The sequence below is a fragment of the Nostoc sp. 106C genome (assembly GCF_002154725.1).
Lineage (GTDB): Bacteria > Cyanobacteriota > Cyanobacteriia > Cyanobacteriales > Nostocaceae > Aulosira.
Window position 1 is genome coordinate 48,697 of record NZ_MTAW01000138.1, and the last position, 16,470, is coordinate 65,166.

Sequence of the window (16,470 nt, forward strand, 5' to 3'; positions counted from 1 at the left end):
AAACCCTCAAAACAAGGGATGAGGGCGATAAAAAACAGAATATTTTGATACATAGGCAGACAATATTATTGTGTTTTTACCCCATTGTGCTGAACCATGCTTAATTTTTGCGCTCAAATTGCCATGTGCGATCGCTTTTAATTACGAATTAATGGATTCTCAAACAAAAGATAATCTATATTGCTGCCATTGGCATTTTCCCCTTTCCTAGCTCCCACAGGGTCACTGGATTTCGCCCGTTCATGAAATCGCCCATCGGGGTCATAGACACCATGCCCATCAAAGTGGACAATATCAGTCGATGGTAAGCGTGAGTCTTCTAAGCGGGTGACTAAATTATCCAATGTCGCCGGACGCAAAAATTCTACCTCAATTCTTTCTCCTGCTTCGCCTGTATGCGTGAGGCTCATTCATACTTTCAATCAGCAACGTCAAAAATTGCTGTAAATTAAGATAACCAAAAGTAAAACCTGAATATTACTGTTAAAAGATCGCCCAAAAGACCAGCTAGCGTGGAAAATATTGAGAGTGTTACCCAAAATTATGAATAATTCTCCTGCGATCGCTCAAGTAGATGCATCTCTACCTAACTACACTCCAGAAAATACGCTGCCACTGGATTCGACTGAGAAAAGGATAGGCAGTGATTTTGATTCTCGCATGATGCGGCGATGTTTGGAACTCGCCCGTCGCGCTTTGGGGCGCACTTCACCAAATCCGTTAGTAGGTGCAGTGGTTGTCAAAGATGGGGAGATAGTTGGGGAAGGGTTTCATCCTCGTGCTGGTGAACCTCATGCGGAAGTTTTTGCTTTGAGAGCAGCAGGAGAGAGCGCTCGTGGTGCTACAGTTTATGTCAATCTCGAACCTTGCAATCACTATGGACGCACTCCGCCTTGTTCGGAAGGGTTAATCGCTGCTGGTGTAGCAAAGGTGGTGGTGGGTATGGTAGACCCAAATCCACTAGTAGCGGGTGGCGGCATTGCTCGTTTACGTGCAGCGGGTATAGAAGTGTTAGTGGGTATAGAAGAAACAGCCTGCCAACAACTCAACGAAGCTTTTGTGCATCGCATTCTTTATAAACGCCCTTTAGGTATTTTGAAATATGCCATGACTTTGGATGGCAAAATTGCTACTACTTCTGGTCACAGTGCTTGGGTGACAAACCAAGACGCCCGCAGTGAAGTACATCAACTGCGGGCGTCTTGCGATGCAATAATTGTTGGCGGTAATACAGTGCGACAGGACAATCCTTACCTAACCAGCCATCAGGTAGGGTCCCATAATCCCTTGCGGGTGGTCATGAGTCGCCATCTAAACTTGCCAGAAAATGCTCACCTATGGCAAACAGCTGAGGCTCCTACTTTGGTGTTGACAGAGGTAGGTGCTAACTCCAATTTTCAAGAATTGTTACGGCAACAGGGAGTGGAGGTGGTGGAGTTCACTTCACTCACACCAGATAATGTCATGGCGCACTTATATGAACGGGGTTTTTGTAGCGTATTGTGGGAATGTGGTGGGACTTTAGCAGCTAGTGCGATCGCGGGGAGAGCGGTGCAAAAAATTCTTGCCTTTATTGCTCCTAAAATCATTGGTGGTAGTAATGCTCCCACGCCAGTAGGCGATTTGGGTTTTACCACTATGACCGAAGCTTTGCCCCTAGAAAATGTCCGTTGGCGTGTAGTGGGTTCTGATTGCTTGGTGGAAGGTTATTTGCCCCGACAAAGTTAGTCGTCAACAGCTTAGAGTTATCGCTTTTAACTACGGACTCATGCATTGTGACTAATTCCCATTAACACTGTCGCTCATAAGCCAGATCGCGAATTAGGGAGAGCCGAGATTGAATATAATCACACAGAAAATCCGCTTCATTAGGTTCTAAGAATGCTTGGGTATTTGTCTGTTTTACCAACCATTGCACCAAGTTAGCATCGTCTAGCTGCAATAGGGTCTTGGTGTGAGCGGTTTCAACCACAGACCAAAGCTGACGCATAATTGTAGGAGTCATCAGACCTCAACTTAAGTATTAGCTTAGCTGTTTTCAGATTACACAATTCTGACAACAGATTACGGCCTGAATGTAGAAGCTGAGACAAGTATTATTAATAGCTTAATAAACCGATTTATAACTTTATGAAGATTAAGAATTAGTAATCCCAATCGGCAGATGTCACTAATAGTTTTACTAAAATTTTCAGGTATATATACTTAAATTATCTTAAATCGTGGTTTTTTAATCGGAAGAAAAAATAATATTATTCTGTCCACTCAGAACTTCAGAATGCAAAGGCTCGCCGCAGTAATTACGCAAAACTTTGCCATTGTTTGATTCCACTTCCTTGGTTGCGAAAGTATGTAAAAATAAACATTAGAAATTTTTCTCTGCCCAAAATTAAATAAGAAGAATTTTTACTGAAATTAAGTTAAATTATAAAAACACTTTTTATGCCTTTGGGAGGAAGAGAAATATAAATATTTTGTGTTCGTGATGAGCAGTATAACAAATTACGATTAAATTTTGCAATATTTAGTTATCAGTTATCAATAACACCAAAATTTACTGGTATTTCTCAACCTCACATTGTTTTTAATCTTTGTACTCTACCCAGCTATTAGGTGTTTCAGAAACTCGGACTTTCAATTCCACATCTAGTGGTAAACGCTTCTTGGTTTGATCATAAATATACATAGCAATCATCTCCGCAGTTGTTTCGTATTCAGGAGGTAAGACTTCGTTGAGAACACAATGGTCGAGTCCACCCTTGGTTACGTCTTGTTTAGCCCAACGTAAGGTTCTAAAGTCAGCCACCATGACTGGGTGTGGGCAATACTCCGAAGAGTGCAACTGTGATGATTTTGCCTCAACTCTAACTTTATAAGTATGCCCGTGCATCCGACCACAAGGGCCATCGTAATCTTTGATGTAGTGAGCGCTATCAAAAGTAAATTCTGTTGTTAATTTCCATTCGGGCATTTTGACATTACCGCGTAGTCTATGATGAATAAATACTCATGTCACCTTATCTGATTAACAACCACAACCAGATATTTACAAGTATTGCTTAATTGTTGTTTGTATGACCATGAAGTGATTTGCTAGATAAATTATCGCAGAGTGCGTAGACGCGTAGCGGTGAGTAGGTCGCAGCCTTGGACGCCACTTGCTACCATGCGGGAAGCCAGTCCGCGTCTAAAAGCCGGCAAACCCTTTCGGCTGTTGCTCATGGGGGAAAACCCCAAGACCGCACTGCCTCATCCACGCAGTGGCTCCACTTTGCGTCGATTGCGTTAGCGCACAGCGCTAGCGACGTAGGAGCGTCATCCCCGCACCCTTACTTACTGCAAAGCAGAACTCGCAGAATAGGGCTTGTTTATTCTTCAAGCCTACTTTTGTGCAATGGACTACATTGCCAGTAGATACGAATGTAATTAACCTGAGCTCGGGATAAGAAATCCTCAAACCCTTTGATTTTGCGTTGTCCGGTCTGAAGCTTGGTTTTCATATATTCTCAATAAGGCATGTTGTTGATATTAATCTCATTTGTAAACCTTATTGACGCAACGATTCCACTTTAATCACTTCTTTTACGACTTAGAATTTTTCTCAATCTATACACAATAAGCTTTTTAGCTTCTGGCTTAACCCGAACTCAGGTTAATTATTCAATTTCCCTGGTAGGAATTTCGCAGCATATCTGACCAATAAGTTTGTCAGTAAAGTATTCCATTACCAGAGTCTGTTGCGTATAATTACCCGATTGCTGTTCAATGAGCGATCGCCTTTGCAAAGACAAAAGCGCTTCTAGTAATTCTCGCTCAGAGATGTGCGGAACGAGACACTGTTGTAATTCTTTAAGCGTTACCCAATTTTGTTTGACTGCTAGCGAGTACATCACTTGCTTCTCGTTAGCAGATAGGCGATGAAATTGTTGCTCTAATATTTCCCAGAGATCGCCAAAAACAACTGGACTTTGCTGTAAAAATTGGGAAATATTGCCATCAAAGAGGTACTGGATCGTTGTTGCAACAATTTTCAAAGCTAAAGGATTACCTGTATAGCGCTGAATTAGTTTGTCGCATTCAACTGTTGAATCTACTAATCCCTTAGTGGCAAGAATTTGTTGTGATTCTACTTGGGACAAACCAGTTAATTGCAGCGATCGCACTGGCAGAGTCTCACCTTCCCTAGCTGTAAAACCACTTGGTGTCTCGCGACTAGTAAATACTAGGCAACTTTGATGAACTTCATCTCCTACTCGTCTGAGAAGTTGACCATATCCTTCATATCCAGCGCAATAGTGCCCTGCGGTTTCCCCACTTTGCAAAATTGATTCGATATTATCCAATAGAAGCAGGCATCGTTGGGAGCGCAAGTATTTAATCAGACAGGAAATTTGACCGTCTATAGTTTCTGGGAAATTCGCTTCTGTTTGCTGGGAGATGAACAAAATTAACTCCCGCATGAGGTCAACAATTGGTAGGCTATTTCGGATACTACGCCAAATTACGAAATCAAACTGGCTCTGTAACTGCTCTGCAACCTTCACAGACAAAGCTGTTTTGCCAATCCCACCCATCCCTAACAGCATCACCAAGCGGCATTTTTCATCGACAATCCACTGTCGCAGTAATGCTTGTTCTACTGTACGTCCATAGAACATAGAAACATCAATTGCTTCTCCCCAGTCTTGTTGTTGCTGGAAGCTAGGGATTTGAAATGCTGTGGTGGTAGAGAGTTGTGATTCTGTTTGCGCAAGATTGGAATAATAACGTCGCAAAACTGTTTTGACGTTACTTTTAGCAATATTTTCTCCCAATGCTTTTGAGAGGGTCTGCCATAACCGGAACCCTACGTCTCGGATGTAATCATCGTCATAACCTGAGTTTTCGGCAATCTCTGCATAGGTGTAGCCTTTCCAACACAATTTAAGTACTAACTCTTGGATATTACTTAAATGCTTTTTTTGCAACACTCTATCTAAGACCACCATTGCTTGCTCAAAAGTTAATTCTATGACTCCCCCATAAAATGTTCTTACCTCAAAGCTACATACATTTATCGGAGGTTTATCAAAATTTTATGCAGCTAAGTCAGAAGTCTTTATTTCATGGCAGTTTTTCTTTTAATATGGCATCACCCTGTACTTGGCATCAAGACAATTATTGCCAATAGAGTACTCTACCTTGACCAAAACTCTTCTACTGATGATTGGTTGCGACCTGAAAGCCAAATAGTACTCTGGAGTCATCACCTCAAAGTATTTTGACTTTTCCACAGTAGTACTAGCCTCTCACCCTTTGCCCTACCAAATTGAATGCACACAATTGAGTAACCGCTAGAGACGCTGAAATGTAGAGGCCGCAGCACTAAAAATCCCCTCAGTGCATCGGGAAAACCAAAACATCACTGAGGGGATACTTTTTATCAAAGAAATATCTCCAAAATTTCACACCACTCTAACCCTTGATCAATGCAGGTAATATGTTATAATCATCTGCGTTGATTAATGGTTGCTAACCATGACCCAAAAAGGCCATTGGTTAGTAGTAATCGTGTTGTGGTTCTGGTTCTGGTTGCGTCATCGCAAAATTTGATGCATCGTACAAGTAGCGGCTGGCTTCCTCTTCTAGGCGATGAATCAGATAAGGCTCAATGGCGTTCCCGTGTCGCAGCGCGGCTAAATATCCATCCAAATACATCCGCATATCGTCCATACGATAACCGCGATTCCATAACTCGACGAAGGCGTCGGTAATTCTTTGGTAATAGCGGATGGTTTGTGTGTCTTGGAGCATAACTGCTGAATTAATCTCTTTGGAATGAGAATTGTAAATGATTCACGCGGAAATGTGAAGTGTCACTTTCCCCTCGGCATTGAGTCAAAATCAATATCTCTATTTTGGGCATTACCCTCCAGCAGCTACAACGTATTTTGATCCTATTCCAGAAAGCATGGAATAGGATTATTTGGTAAGCTATTTTTATAATTTCGTCCGTCAACATCCCAGCTTTCCTGAGGAATGGTAAAGACGACTTCCGCAAGATGCAATCGGCTGTTACCATAAGGCTGGAATATAGCTTTGGTAATGATGAGCTTTTTTGGTAATCGTTTTTTGGTACATTACCTGCTTGTGGGAGCTAGGATGTTTAAGTAGAACTAATTTCAATAAGTCTAACAAAAATTTAAGAATATTACTAATCGGCTTGGGGCGAAGCATAAGTTAAACTTTTAGCCAATATTGCTATCAGGAAATGTAAAGCCAATAGTAATTGGAGTAACAAAGGCTACAAAACCTTGGGCATGGGCTTGTTACTTTGAAAGTCATCAACGCTAAGGGGTCTTGCCACCGTGGGTTCGGTTTGTATTGAAATCGTTGAGGGGAATCCTCATCTGAGGTCGTTGCTAGGTTGGCACTTACAACAGTTGGAATACCGGGTACACCAAGCCGCCAGCATATATCAAGCAAGGGAAGTGTTTTTGAGCCAGCAACCAACACTGGTAATTCTTGATGCTGATTTGCCTGATGGTGATGGCATTGAGTTTTGTCGTTGGTTGCACCGTCAGCAACAGCCTTTAATTCTCATGCTCTCTGCTCGTACTAATGAAGCTGATATTGTTGCAGGTTTAAAAGCGGGAGCAGATGATTACTTGAGCAAACCTTTTGGGATGCAAGAGTTTCTAGCAAGGGTAGAAGCATTAATTCGTCGCAACCGGACACCTGTTGCACCAGCTTATCTAGATTATGGTGCCTTGCAAATTGATTTAGTGCAGCGTCGAGTCAGATTTCAAGGAGAGTTTATCGACTTAACACCTCAAGAATTTAGTTTACTATACGTTTTGGCCCAAGCTGGAGGAGTGCCTCTATCTAGGTCAGAATTGCTACGAAGAGCTTGGCCTGACGCTATTGACAATCCGCGTACTATTGATACTCATGTTTTATCGTTACGGAAAAAAGTTGAACTTGATCCTAGACAACCTAGTTTAATTCAAACCATCCGTAATGTGGGATACCGATTTAACATGGAAATTTTGAATTCCAATCTTCCTCAATCACCAACAAAGTTGGCTAAAGAGAGATTTAGCAATCAACGCTCAACTCTTAGTACTCAACGCGTATAAAGCGAATTAGGGAAATAAATAAGGGAGGACAAAAAATTTAAAATTCAAAATTATGACAAATGACTATTGACCCTTATCTATTGCTTTTTGATTCTTGACTAACTCCATTCCTCAGAGGCTTGAGCTTCTGCGTGCGTCAAGCTTGCTCGTAAGTTAAACCAGTTGATTTCAGAGGCGGTTTGATCTGCTAACAACCGACCTTTCTCTAAGTGTAATAGTCGTGTACAAAATAACTGTGCTAATTCTAGCTGGTGATTTACCATCAAAATCGTGGTGTCATGAGTGAGAGCCATCTGAGTTAAGACTTCCATCAGACGGGAGGCTGTACCAGCATCTAAGGCAGAGGTAGGCTCGTCTAATAGTAAAATTTTTGGTTGGATGACTAAAGCACGTGCGATCGCTACTAGCTGTCGCTGTCCAGCCGAAAGTTGCACTTCAGTGCGTTCTAACCAATCATTGGGAATATGCAATTGTTCTACCCAATGACTAACTCGCTGCTGAATTGTCTGCTTGGGTAACCCACGCAAAACTAGTGGATAAGCCAAAGCTTGCTCAACTGTCATTCCCAAAAGCTTAAACTCTTGCAATACCAGTGTCACTACCTGACGTAACTGCACTACAGGAATTTGATGATATTCCTGATTCTCCAGAAATATTTTGCCACTAGTAGGTTCAATTAGTCGGTTAATCAGCTTAAATAGCGCGGTTTTCCCCGCGCCTGCTGGACCAATAATGGCAATGCGATCGCCTGGGATTACCTCAAAAGTAATATCCTGCAATATTGGGTAGCCTTTGTGGTTACCGGAAATTTGGGTTTTGAGCTTCGTAAACAGATTGATTTGCTCTAGCCGGAGTATGGCTTTCGGGATGACATTATCCAAGTTCAAATTTGATTTACTTAACCTGATGGAAATGAGCAAGAATTAGATTTATTGTTCACTGATACAAGGCTGTGGAGATAGTCCAACCATCTATCAATAGTAACAATAACGTGCAACCTAGCAAAATCACATACATCCAAGGCTGTGCTAAGGGACGCACATCTGTGGTATTTATACCTGTTTTTGCCTGCACTTGCCTTACTAGTTGAGCAAATCCAACTACACGCATCGGTAATAAATAAGCTTTTCCTTCTTGACTCAGGAAATAATATACTATGCCTCCTTGACCAGTGGTGCGAGGTTTTAACTCTTTCACCTCAGACCAGGCCAAGAACCAACCTTTACGAAAAAAATGCGGTACCCAAGCGGGGTAAGTCACCTGAATTCCCTGGTCATCTAAGATAACTCGTTCACTCAACACCGCATACAAGGCGACTAAACCGATGCTAATTCCTAGCCACAATAATGCTGGTGGTATGGCTGCATCTGTTGCTTGAGCCAAAAAAGGTAATGGTACTGTGAGTGCTAAATATAAACTTAACAGCGTTATCCGAATCAACGGCGAGAGGCGAAAAACAGAAGCTGAGGTATTAACTAAGTTTACGGTCACGGCTCAATCACGATCCTTTAGTTTAAGTTCATCTTAACTAGGAACTGGGGGAGCATTCAGTCATTGATGCTAATGTGTGGAGAAGGTTCCCTAATTCTGCTATTAATAAAATTGGCGATCGCCTAGCCGAGTACCCCCCAGAAATTAAGGCAAATACTTTTGCACTACACTCCAACCAGTAAGTGATACCCAAGCAAAACCTATAAACAGAATAATATTGATACTGATATGTAAAGGTCTAGCCCAAGGTCTGCTAGCACTAATTTGCGTAGCACTGACAGCTGAGAGCAACACTAATACTACTACTACTAATCCCGCAACCAAGTGTGACGATTGTCCCAAGGAACCAAAATGGCCCAACGTGCCAATAATACCAATTGCCAGTAGTAGTAGCACTAAACTGACCATGCTGATGCCCATTGTATAGTGGAGCGATCGCATCCCGCTATGTCCTCTATTTAACAAGGGGAAACTAGGAGCTTGTTGCGAAGTTCTGGCTTTAAACATCCAAAAGCCGGTGGTCGCTAACATTAGATATGCCAGTAGGGATAACCCCATCGACCAAGCAGCTATTTTCCACAACCAAAGAAAAGAAGGCAAATTCATATCAATGATTGTAGAGCACAAAGGGTACTAGGGAAGATAAGGGGGATGTGGGAAAAGGACGAATGACAAATGACAAATTACTAACCAACAAAAAGGGTTGCTGAATTCAGCAACCTTTCATTTTGAGAAAAATTTTTTCTAATCAACGGATGCTAAACCAGCTATTGTTAAAGGTTTTGTTGTATCTTCAATTTTTGTATTAATTGGCTGCACCATTGGTTTTTTATTAATGGAGTCTATTGCTACTTCTGAGTTGCTACCCAACTCATAAGTACCAGGCTCGTTAATTGCAAGACGAACACACGGAATTGTATCCGATAAAATTGCACTTGCCATCATCCCCGTATGAATCTCCATTTGAGCTTCTAGAGGGGCTTCAAACACGAGGCGCTGTCCAGGAAAGACAACCCTTTCAAAGTACCAATTAGGAATATTGGTGATGCGGGCAACCTGGATTTTGCTCGTGGCATTCATGTAGCAGCAGAGAATTTTTCCCGATTGCTCAGGTGGTAGAGGATCTAGTATTTGAGCCATAACTGCTGAGGAGCTTTACGCCACAATTTTACATTACACCAGCAAAAGTAACATTGGGCGATCCCACAAGCTGTAACTCCGACTACCAACTGCGCATTTCTGCATTATTTCTATCTAAAGATAGGTATCCAATATAAAATTTTTATAAATATATATGCTTTTTACATAATTATACACTATATAGGAAATTTTTTTATGTTGATTTTTTGATAAACATCTTGCAACTTCCTGAATCAAAATAATTAAGGATATGGGATGGCGATGATCCCCTCAGCGATTCTTTACAGTAGAAGTGAGGTTTTTGTCTTATCTATTCAAAGGAGTAACAGACGAGAATCATCGCTTAATGAATAAGCTCAATGTTATGGTAAAGCTATATGAAAAATATCTTCATAAAACCGCTCTGATGGCTGCCATACCTAATGGTAGGCAAAGCAATTTTAGCTATGTCCAGGGGTTACTACAAGGAGGTTGACTTTACTTGAGACTGAGCTTAAATGACAAGCACGATCAAGGAGAGCAACCAAAATCAATACATACAGTTAAACACTGAATGTTTATTTCACTTTTTTTCCTCAAAAGAACGGCAAGATGGCAGTTAAAGCAAGCACAATGGAAAATCGAATTCTTTACGTTCGCCTTCCCTGTAACCCCATCTTTCCTATTGGGGTTGTCTACCTAAGCGATCACGTACACAAACAGTTTCCTAGTATCGAACAACGCATCTTTGATTTGGGCTGTGTACCACCTTTAGATTATGCCCAGGCTCTAGAGCATTGTATAGATGAATTTAAACCAACACTACTGGTATTTTCTTGGCGAGATATCCAAATATATGCCCCCGTTGGTGGTCGAGGCGGAAACCCTTTACAAAACGCCTTTGAATTTTACTATGCGAAAAATCCCTTAGTAAAATTACGTGGAGCCTTGGGTGGTTTGCGAATTTTCATTGCTTACTACGTGGAATTATGGCGTAATCTAGGATTAATTAAACGCGGTTTGAAGCGCGCCCAAAAGTATGAAAAAGCTGCTCGTGCAGTTGTAGGTGGGGGTGCAGTTAGTGTATTTTACGAACAGTTGGGTAAAAACTTACCTCAAGGGACAATTATCTCTGTAGGTGAAGGAGAAACCCTGTTAGAAAAATTTTTAAGTGGCAAAGAGTTTCGTGATGAACGCTGCTACGTAGTTGGAGAGACTCAACCACGACAACGGTTAATTCACGAACAACCTACTCCCTTAGAAAAAGCTGCCTGTTACTACGACTATATTGAAACCATCTGGCCAGAATTTAACTACTATCTGCAAGGGCAAGACTTCTACATTGGCGTTCAAACTAAACGCGGATGTCCTCATAACTGCTGTTATTGTGTTTACACTGTGGTTGAAGGCAAACAAGTACGTATTAACCCAGCAGATGAAGTTGTCGCTGAGATGCGTCAATTGTACGATCGCGGCATTCGCAATTTCTGGTTTACCGACGCCCAATTTATCCCCGCCAGGAAATTTATTGACGATGCAGTAGAACTTTTACAAAAAATCGTTGATTCCGGCATGACAGACATCCACTGGGCAGCATACATCAGAGCTGACAACCTGACACCTCAGTTATGCGACTTGATGGCGAAAACCGGGATGAACTACTTTGAAATTGGGATTACCAGTGGTTCTCAAGAACTTGTGCGAAAAATGCGCATGGGGTACAATCTGCGAAACGTCTTGCAAAACTGTCGTGATTTAAAAGCAGCTGGTTTCAATGACTTAGTTTCCGTCAATTATTCCTTTAACGTAATTGACGAACGTCCCGAAACTATACGCCAAACCATCGCCTACCACCGCGAACTAGAACGGATTTTTGGCGCAGATAAAGTTGAACCTGCCATATTTTTTATTGGACTACAACCCCATACTCACTTAGAAGAATATGCGTTCAAACAAGGCATCCTCAAACCAGGGTACAATCCCATGAGCTTGATGCCGTGGACAGCCAAAAAACTTCTCTGGAACCCCGAACCTTTGGGTTCATTCTTTGGGGAAGTTTGCTTGCAAGCTTGGCAACAAAACCCCAATGACTTTGGCCGTGAAGTCATGAAAATCTTAGAAGAGAAATTAGGATGTGCTGATTTAGAAGAAGCACTTTCTGCACCAATGGAGAAAAACGAGAAACAGTTGCTAAGTGTTTGATAACTCATAGGGGGTAGGCTTGTTGCTTACTCCTGTGAAGAGAGGTAAAACCGAACCTAAATTTGAGCAAAGTTTCTCAGAAACACCCTCACCCTTTGTAGACTAGCGCGATCGCTCCAACCAAATATCATACTTCTCAAGAGCAATTGCGATCGCTTGCTCAAAATAATTATCCCAATTTACTGCATCCGATTTTAATTTTGCGTAGCTTAGACCCCGGAGATACCAAGCTGCTATATAATTTTGCTGAGTGGCGATCGCTTACTTTCTGTTAGCAAAGGCTGACTCGGATTTTGAGCAATTAACTTGTTCTCTTAACCTAAGTAGAATAACGACTTTCCTAAAACCTCCTTTGATCAAGAGGTAAATTTTGCTAATCGCGCTGAATACATTGTTTATCTAAGCATTTCAGCAAATTGATACACTAAATTCATAAATATCAGTACTTGTAGTCTGTAGCCTAATTCGTACTCCAAAAAGTAAACTTAAAGAGTTATAGGCACAAATTTAAGATTCTTTATCTTCTTCCCTGCCTCTGCGGTTCATTTAATTAAACCCCATGTTAGAAGGCTCTATCCTCCAACAGTTAGAAAGTATTCATCGCCGTAGTGCTAGACCAATTCGATTCGGGGTGTACTACAAAAATACCCTAGTAGCCTTGTGTCATGCCTTGGAAGACCACATTCTCAAAGACGATAGTAAACCCTTAGTGATCACTGCCTTCCAACAGGGTAAATGGTATCTCCAAGAAGCAGAACGATATGCAGACATCGCCCAGCACAGCGATGAGATTGTAATTATGGCTGCCGCTGATGCTGGCTTTGCCGAACATCCTACAAGCTTACTACCAAATGTAGACTTAGTAGCTTTAGCTCCAGGCGACCCAGTGGCTCAGGAGTGGCATTTAATTATTTTGTCACCCAGATACACAGCAATGGTAATTTGTCAAGAATTATCAGAAGCTGATTATGGAAGCGCCGGACTACCTGGATCAGACTTAGAACGTAAATTCTATGGCTTATGGACATTTGAACCAGAGTTAGTTAGAGAAACAGCAGAATTAGCGATCGCCCATATTAGGCCATACAATCCAGAACTAGCGAACCAGCTGAGCGCCCATAAAGATTCGATTCAGCCTAGTCTTGTGACACCAGAAGACTTGAGTGCAGTTGTCTCCCTTGTGGTAGATTACCTCCAGACTGGCCAGGAAAATTTATCTGTTCCCACAGCGCTACGTCAACAAGTACTAGACCGCAACTTGGTTTCCAATGAAATCCAGGCATTCTTGCGGATGGCGCAGTTAATGGATCTGGCGGATATCAACAACCCAATGGCAGCAGCGGAAGTCGTAGCCCTAGCAGAAACTATGGGGCAGCTGTTAAATCTCCCTGCATGGCAGATTAAAAGATTACGCCTTGCCGCTTTATTGCATCGCATAGATCCATTACAAAAAGCAGAAAGCGTACTCATACCTGGTACTTCTACCCGTTACCTAGAAGAAGCCCCCAGTTCTCCCTTAAGTTGTCCCTTAGTACCAGGAGCACAAGTATTGCGAACCATGCCAAGGTTGCGAGCAGTTGCTCAAATTATTACTCATCAAACCGAGTGGTGGAATGGTACAGGAGAACCAGCAGGTTTAGCTGGAGATGAAATTCCCTTAGAATCTAGAATTTTAACCTTAGTCGCAGACTTTCAATGGCGAGTCAATCAGAAAAAATCATCTCCAATAAGTCGCGAAGAAATTTTTACTCAAGCTTTGGATGAGTGCAGGCAACAACAATCCACCCGCTTTGACCCTAAACTGGTAGATACCCTAGCTTTGTTAGTCATGGGTTTGCAACAAGGACTCGACTTACCTTTAATAGAAGCCAAAGTCAGTGCTGGCATGTGGCTAATTGATTCCCGATGGGATAGTCAAAGCAAGACTAGTGAGGAGATTGGTACTTACCCACAATGAATATCGAAGCCATTAGATTAGGAAACATCAAACAACTCCCAGGAGCAGATTTAGAAGACGAGGAACTCTGCCAACTTGATTTAAGCCGGATTAATCTTGCCGGCGCTACCCTTGTCGGCACTAATTTCACTGGTTCTAAACTCGAAGGTGGGCATTTAGAAGGCGCGAATTTGATGGGAGCGAATCTCCAAGCAACTGACTTGCGGGCGAACCTCATGGGAGCAAACCTGATGCAAGCAGATTTAACAGGTGCTGACTTGCGCGGTAGCAACTTGCGCGGTGCTAACTTTATGGGTGCGACACTCAGCGATGTGGCTTTGGCGGGTGCTTTCTTAAGTGGTGCCAATTTGATGAACGTAAATTTGCAAGGTGTTGATTTGCGGAGTGCTGACTTGCGCGGTGCTAACCTGACGGGAGCAAATCTCAAAGGTGCAGACTTGGCGCGTGCTGATTTGCAAGGGGCGTTGTTAAGTGAAGCAAACCTTGAAGAAGCCGACTTACGTGGAGCAAACTTGGCAGGAGCAAATTTTGCTGGCGCAAATTTATTGTGTGCAGAATTAGAAGGTGCGAATTTGAATGGCGTTAATTTGGATAGAGCCTGTGTGGTAGGAACAGTAGTGGAAAGAGTTTGATGAGAAGGAGAAAAAGTACAGTGTTTTGAACGGTGTTAATTTGGGATGGATAATTGGGTTTTCCAATTACCCATCTTTAATTGTTCGCTCCCGCATCCATAAAGCCAGTACACTCATAAACAATACCCCCATCACACCTTGCAAGGGATTATTATTCACCCCAGTCACCCAATCAGGAACTCGACCAGAATATTTGATTAATTCTCCAATATTAATAATGTAGTAGCCCCAAACTAAACCACCATGCAAACCGATGGGTAAGCCAAGGCGTCCTCTACGCCAGTATTTTCCCCATACCTGCGTTAATCCTAACAATACTAAAGCTGGGAATTGCGGCAGTGTGTGAATAATTGCCTCTAGTGGTTTAATAAAGTGCAATCCTGCAAATAAAATTGCATCTGTCCATAATGCCACACGTGGACTGTAATTCCGTTGTAATTCATTCAACAACCAGCCTCGGAATAACAATTCCTCAGCAAACCCTACACCTGAACCTACTATTAGACCCTCTAAAACTATTTTTAGTAGAAAACTATGAGGTTGTTGCCACACTAACAAACCTAGAGAACCTTGTAAGCCAAATAACGTCAACACACTAATTAGCCCAATAGCCAAGCCACGCAGCAAATCTACGCCGTTTTGTCTAGAAATTTCTAAACCGTAATGCCGCAATATGTGAGGTTGCTGATAGACGTACTTACCCCATAACCGCAATAGAAAGATAAACTCTACATATAGCAATACCATTGTCACAATACTTACTAGGTTAGAATCATGTACCAGTAAGTAAATTGGTAAAGTAAAAGGCAACCATAGCAATAACAAAGTCAAAATAAAACAACCCAGCCTAATAGGGGCAGGGCGTTGAGCTAGATCGACAAGATTTATTTTCATGCAAAATGCTAAGTCAATAGTTACAAGTCAATATTCTAGATTGAGACTTATAACTATTGACGGCTGACTATTCATCAGGTTCAATTGTGCTACTCAAACCATGACTTTTCAAAGTTTCACAGTAGAACTCAGCGTGTTCCTGAGCACAAGTAATAACTAAAGCTAGCCCGTTAGTATGGGCTTCCATCATAATGCTAACAGCCTGGGGCTGGGTGATGCTCGGCACCGTGGTCATTAGTACCTGTACCACGTACTCCATAGGGTTGTAGTCGTCATTATGGAGCAAAACGCGATACCGAGGCGCGAGCTTACGGGTTGTGGAACGCTTCTCAATGGTTTCGACTGACACTGCTCTTTGCTCTTTTTTCGTTTATTTACTACAACAAAGTATCTGTCCAGCGATCGCTTAACAGTTATTCACCTATTCTATAGCATTTACATCCAGATGCTGTGGCAGAAAAAATTTTTGATGCCTGGGGTTGATTGGGATAATAGGAAGTAAATGCTTAAGAAAGGTATGTCTAAAATATTACAGCTTTAATATTGATAGTTTAACGTTGCCGCAGTTTTCTCTCAGCATAGCGCACTCTCAGTTTTAACATTAAGAAAACTACAATATTATCATTGCCGCCCTAAGCTACGTGATTATGGACATGAGCCTAAAGTTTCAACCAGGACAAATTGTGTCTTTAAAGCATGGCGACATGAATTTGTATGCAGAAGTCATTCAAGTCGTGGTTTCGCGCCAGTTATGCTGGGTACGTCCTTTAGTGCTGGTCAATTTTATCCCAGAAGCACCAAATATAACCGACCTGCGAGATGCGTCTGATTTACTATGGCCTATAAATTTATTTCGTCCAGCCTTAGATACAGAAGTCATTACTATATTGAGTCAGGTTTTAGTAAAAGAACCAAAAACTGAACCTGACTCAGCTACTAAGCAGGAACTCCATCAGTTTATTAACTTGGTCTGGCAAGCATACCAAGGTACTAATGATATAAACTCGATTTATGGTAGTTAAGTAAATTTACTACTGTGGAAAATACAAGTAGATAA

The 16,470-nt window shown here is 41.9% G+C and carries 19 protein-coding genes; 8 read left to right on the forward strand and 11 right to left on the reverse strand.

The window, feature by feature from the left end; translation table 11 throughout:
• Positions 1 to 137 precede the first annotated feature (137 nt).
• The gene (locus tag BV375_RS21385; protein WP_086764006.1) at positions 138 to 410 is read right to left on the reverse strand and encodes a hypothetical protein; all 273 of its coding nucleotides are present in this window, start codon (positions 408 to 410) and stop codon (positions 138 to 140) included.
• A gap of 133 nt (positions 411 to 543) precedes the next feature.
• Here BV375_RS21385 and ribD point away from each other — a divergent pair, with 133 nt between their 5' ends.
• Positions 544 to 1,728 carry a bifunctional diaminohydroxyphosphoribosylaminopyrimidine deaminase/5-amino-6-(5-phosphoribosylamino)uracil reductase RibD gene (ribD, locus tag BV375_RS21390; protein WP_086764008.1) on the forward strand — a complete coding sequence of 395 codons (1,185 nt, stop codon included), beginning with the start codon at positions 544 to 546 and terminating at the stop codon, positions 1,726 to 1,728.
• Between the two features lie 61 nt (positions 1,729 to 1,789).
• Here the strand turns inward: ribD and BV375_RS21395 are convergent, their stop codons facing one another.
• Both BV375_RS21395 and BV375_RS21400 read right to left on the reverse strand, forming a co-directional pair.
• Positions 1,790 to 2,005 (reverse strand): hypothetical protein, encoded by a 216-nt coding sequence (locus BV375_RS21395; protein ID WP_086764010.1) that lies wholly within the window; start codon positions 2,003 to 2,005, stop codon positions 1,790 to 1,792.
• A gap of 579 nt (positions 2,006 to 2,584) precedes the next feature.
• Positions 2,585 to 2,971 (reverse strand): 6-carboxytetrahydropterin synthase, encoded by a 387-nt coding sequence (locus BV375_RS21400; protein WP_086764012.1) that lies wholly within the window; start codon positions 2,969 to 2,971, stop codon positions 2,585 to 2,587.
• Between the two features lie 159 nt (positions 2,972 to 3,130).
• Between BV375_RS21400 and BV375_RS37055 the strand changes: the two genes are divergently transcribed.
• Positions 3,131 to 3,289, forward strand: coding sequence for a hypothetical protein (locus BV375_RS37055; RefSeq protein WP_166507496.1), 159 nt, complete (start codon positions 3,131 to 3,133; stop codon positions 3,287 to 3,289).
• A 367-nt stretch (positions 3,290 to 3,656) separates the two neighbouring features.
• Here BV375_RS37055 and BV375_RS21405 read toward each other — a convergent pair whose 3' ends face one another.
• Entirely contained in the window at positions 3,657 to 4,988 is a 1,332-nt protein-coding gene (locus tag BV375_RS21405; protein WP_086764013.1) for an NB-ARC domain-containing protein, read from the reverse strand.
• Positions 4,989 to 5,105: 117 nt separating this feature from the next.
• Here BV375_RS21405 and BV375_RS37060 point away from each other — a divergent pair, with 117 nt between their 5' ends.
• Positions 5,106 to 5,264, forward strand: a complete 159-nt coding sequence (locus BV375_RS37060) for a hypothetical protein (RefSeq protein WP_166507497.1) — start codon at positions 5,106 to 5,108, stop codon at positions 5,262 to 5,264.
• A 274-nt stretch (positions 5,265 to 5,538) separates the two neighbouring features.
• Here the strand turns inward: BV375_RS37060 and BV375_RS21410 are convergent, their stop codons facing one another.
• A complete protein-coding gene (locus tag BV375_RS21410) occupies positions 5,539 to 5,793 on the reverse strand; it encodes a DUF6761 family protein (RefSeq protein WP_086688006.1) in 255 nt (84 codons plus the stop codon).
• A gap of 554 nt (positions 5,794 to 6,347) precedes the next feature.
• Here BV375_RS21410 and BV375_RS21415 point away from each other — a divergent pair.
• Positions 6,348 to 7,118: a response regulator transcription factor gene (locus tag BV375_RS21415; protein ID WP_086764015.1), complete on the forward strand. Its 771-nt coding sequence runs from the start codon at positions 6,348 to 6,350 to the stop codon at positions 7,116 to 7,118.
• Between the two features lie 98 nt (positions 7,119 to 7,216).
• Here BV375_RS21415 and BV375_RS21420 read toward each other — a convergent pair whose 3' ends face one another.
• From BV375_RS21420 to BV375_RS21435, 4 genes are all read right to left on the reverse strand, one after another.
• The gene (locus BV375_RS21420) at positions 7,217 to 7,999 is read right to left on the reverse strand and encodes an ATP-binding cassette domain-containing protein (protein ID WP_086764073.1); all 783 of its coding nucleotides are present in this window, start codon (positions 7,997 to 7,999) and stop codon (positions 7,217 to 7,219) included.
• A gap of 55 nt (positions 8,000 to 8,054) precedes the next feature.
• On the reverse strand, positions 8,055 to 8,609 hold the full coding sequence (locus BV375_RS21425; protein ID WP_086764017.1) for a hypothetical protein: 555 nt from the start codon (positions 8,607 to 8,609) through the stop codon (positions 8,055 to 8,057).
• 144 nt (positions 8,610 to 8,753) lie between these two features.
• Complete coding sequence (locus BV375_RS21430) at positions 8,754 to 9,215, reverse strand: DUF4079 domain-containing protein (RefSeq protein ID WP_086764019.1); 462 nt, start codon at positions 9,213 to 9,215, stop codon at positions 8,754 to 8,756.
• 138 nt (positions 9,216 to 9,353) lie between these two features.
• Complete coding sequence (locus tag BV375_RS21435; RefSeq protein ID WP_086764021.1) at positions 9,354 to 9,749, reverse strand: DUF1830 domain-containing protein; 396 nt, start codon at positions 9,747 to 9,749, stop codon at positions 9,354 to 9,356.
• A 591-nt stretch (positions 9,750 to 10,340) separates the two neighbouring features.
• Between BV375_RS21435 and BV375_RS21440 the strand changes: the two genes are divergently transcribed.
• The 3 genes from BV375_RS21440 (at position 10,341) to BV375_RS21450 (ending at position 14,519) form a co-directional block, all read left to right on the forward strand.
• Complete coding sequence (locus tag BV375_RS21440; RefSeq protein WP_086764023.1) at positions 10,341 to 11,930, forward strand: photosystem II high light acclimation radical SAM protein; 1,590 nt, start codon at positions 10,341 to 10,343, stop codon at positions 11,928 to 11,930.
• Positions 11,931 to 12,489: 559 nt separating this feature from the next.
• Complete coding sequence (locus tag BV375_RS21445; RefSeq protein WP_086764025.1) at positions 12,490 to 13,887, forward strand: DICT sensory domain-containing protein; 1,398 nt, start codon at positions 12,490 to 12,492, stop codon at positions 13,885 to 13,887.
• On the forward strand, positions 13,884 to 14,519 hold the full coding sequence (locus BV375_RS21450) for a pentapeptide repeat-containing protein (protein ID WP_086764026.1): 636 nt from the start codon (positions 13,884 to 13,886) through the stop codon (positions 14,517 to 14,519). The genes BV375_RS21445 and BV375_RS21450 overlap by 4 nt, the downstream gene beginning before the upstream one ends.
• A 66-nt stretch (positions 14,520 to 14,585) precedes the next feature.
• On the opposite strand, the gene BV375_RS21455 is transcribed toward BV375_RS21450, so the two are convergent.
• Both BV375_RS21455 and clpS read right to left on the reverse strand, forming a co-directional pair.
• Positions 14,586 to 15,413 carry a type II CAAX endopeptidase family protein gene (locus tag BV375_RS21455; RefSeq protein ID WP_086764027.1) on the reverse strand — a complete coding sequence of 276 codons (828 nt, stop codon included), beginning with the start codon at positions 15,411 to 15,413 and terminating at the stop codon, positions 14,586 to 14,588.
• A gap of 67 nt (positions 15,414 to 15,480) precedes the next feature.
• On the reverse strand, positions 15,481 to 15,762 hold the full coding sequence (clpS, locus tag BV375_RS21460) for an ATP-dependent Clp protease adapter ClpS (protein ID WP_086687996.1): 282 nt from the start codon (positions 15,760 to 15,762) through the stop codon (positions 15,481 to 15,483).
• 298 nt (positions 15,763 to 16,060) lie between these two features.
• Here clpS and BV375_RS21465 point away from each other — a divergent pair, with 298 nt between their 5' ends.
• Positions 16,061 to 16,435 carry a hypothetical protein gene (locus tag BV375_RS21465; protein WP_208099161.1) on the forward strand — a complete coding sequence of 125 codons (375 nt, stop codon included), beginning with the start codon at positions 16,061 to 16,063 and terminating at the stop codon, positions 16,433 to 16,435.
• Positions 16,436 to 16,470: the final 35 nt, after the last annotated feature.

Coding starts and splice junctions, on each gene's coding strand:
- BV375_RS21385 (WP_086764006.1), bottom strand. CDS start 410: ATGAGCCTCACGCATACAGGCGAAGCAGGAGAAAGAATTGAGGTAGAA.
- ribD (WP_086764008.1), top strand. CDS start 544: ATGAATAATTCTCCTGCGATCGCTCAAGTAGATGCATCTCTACCTAAC.
- BV375_RS21395 (WP_086764010.1), bottom strand. CDS start 2,005: ATGACTCCTACAATTATGCGTCAGCTTTGGTCTGTGGTTGAAACCGCT.
- BV375_RS21400 (WP_086764012.1), bottom strand. CDS start 2,971: ATGCCCGAATGGAAATTAACAACAGAATTTACTTTTGATAGCGCTCAC.
- BV375_RS21405 (WP_086764013.1), bottom strand. CDS start 4,988: ATGGTGGTCTTAGATAGAGTGTTGCAAAAAAAGCATTTAAGTAATATC.
- BV375_RS37060 (WP_166507497.1), top strand. CDS start 5,106: ATGGCAGTTTTTCTTTTAATATGGCATCACCCTGTACTTGGCATCAAG.
- BV375_RS21410 (WP_086688006.1), bottom strand. CDS start 5,793: ATGCTCCAAGACACACAAACCATCCGCTATTACCAAAGAATTACCGAC.
- BV375_RS21430 (WP_086764019.1), bottom strand. CDS start 9,215: ATGAATTTGCCTTCTTTTCTTTGGTTGTGGAAAATAGCTGCTTGGTCG.
- BV375_RS21435 (WP_086764021.1), bottom strand. CDS start 9,749: ATGGCTCAAATACTAGATCCTCTACCACCTGAGCAATCGGGAAAAATT.
- BV375_RS21440 (WP_086764023.1), top strand. CDS start 10,341: ATGGCAGTTAAAGCAAGCACAATGGAAAATCGAATTCTTTACGTTCGC.
- BV375_RS21445 (WP_086764025.1), top strand. CDS start 12,490: ATGTTAGAAGGCTCTATCCTCCAACAGTTAGAAAGTATTCATCGCCGT.
- BV375_RS21450 (WP_086764026.1), top strand. CDS start 13,884: ATGAATATCGAAGCCATTAGATTAGGAAACATCAAACAACTCCCAGGA.
- BV375_RS21455 (WP_086764027.1), bottom strand. CDS start 15,413: ATGAAAATAAATCTTGTCGATCTAGCTCAACGCCCTGCCCCTATTAGG.
- BV375_RS21465 (WP_208099161.1), top strand. CDS start 16,061: ATGGACATGAGCCTAAAGTTTCAACCAGGACAAATTGTGTCTTTAAAG.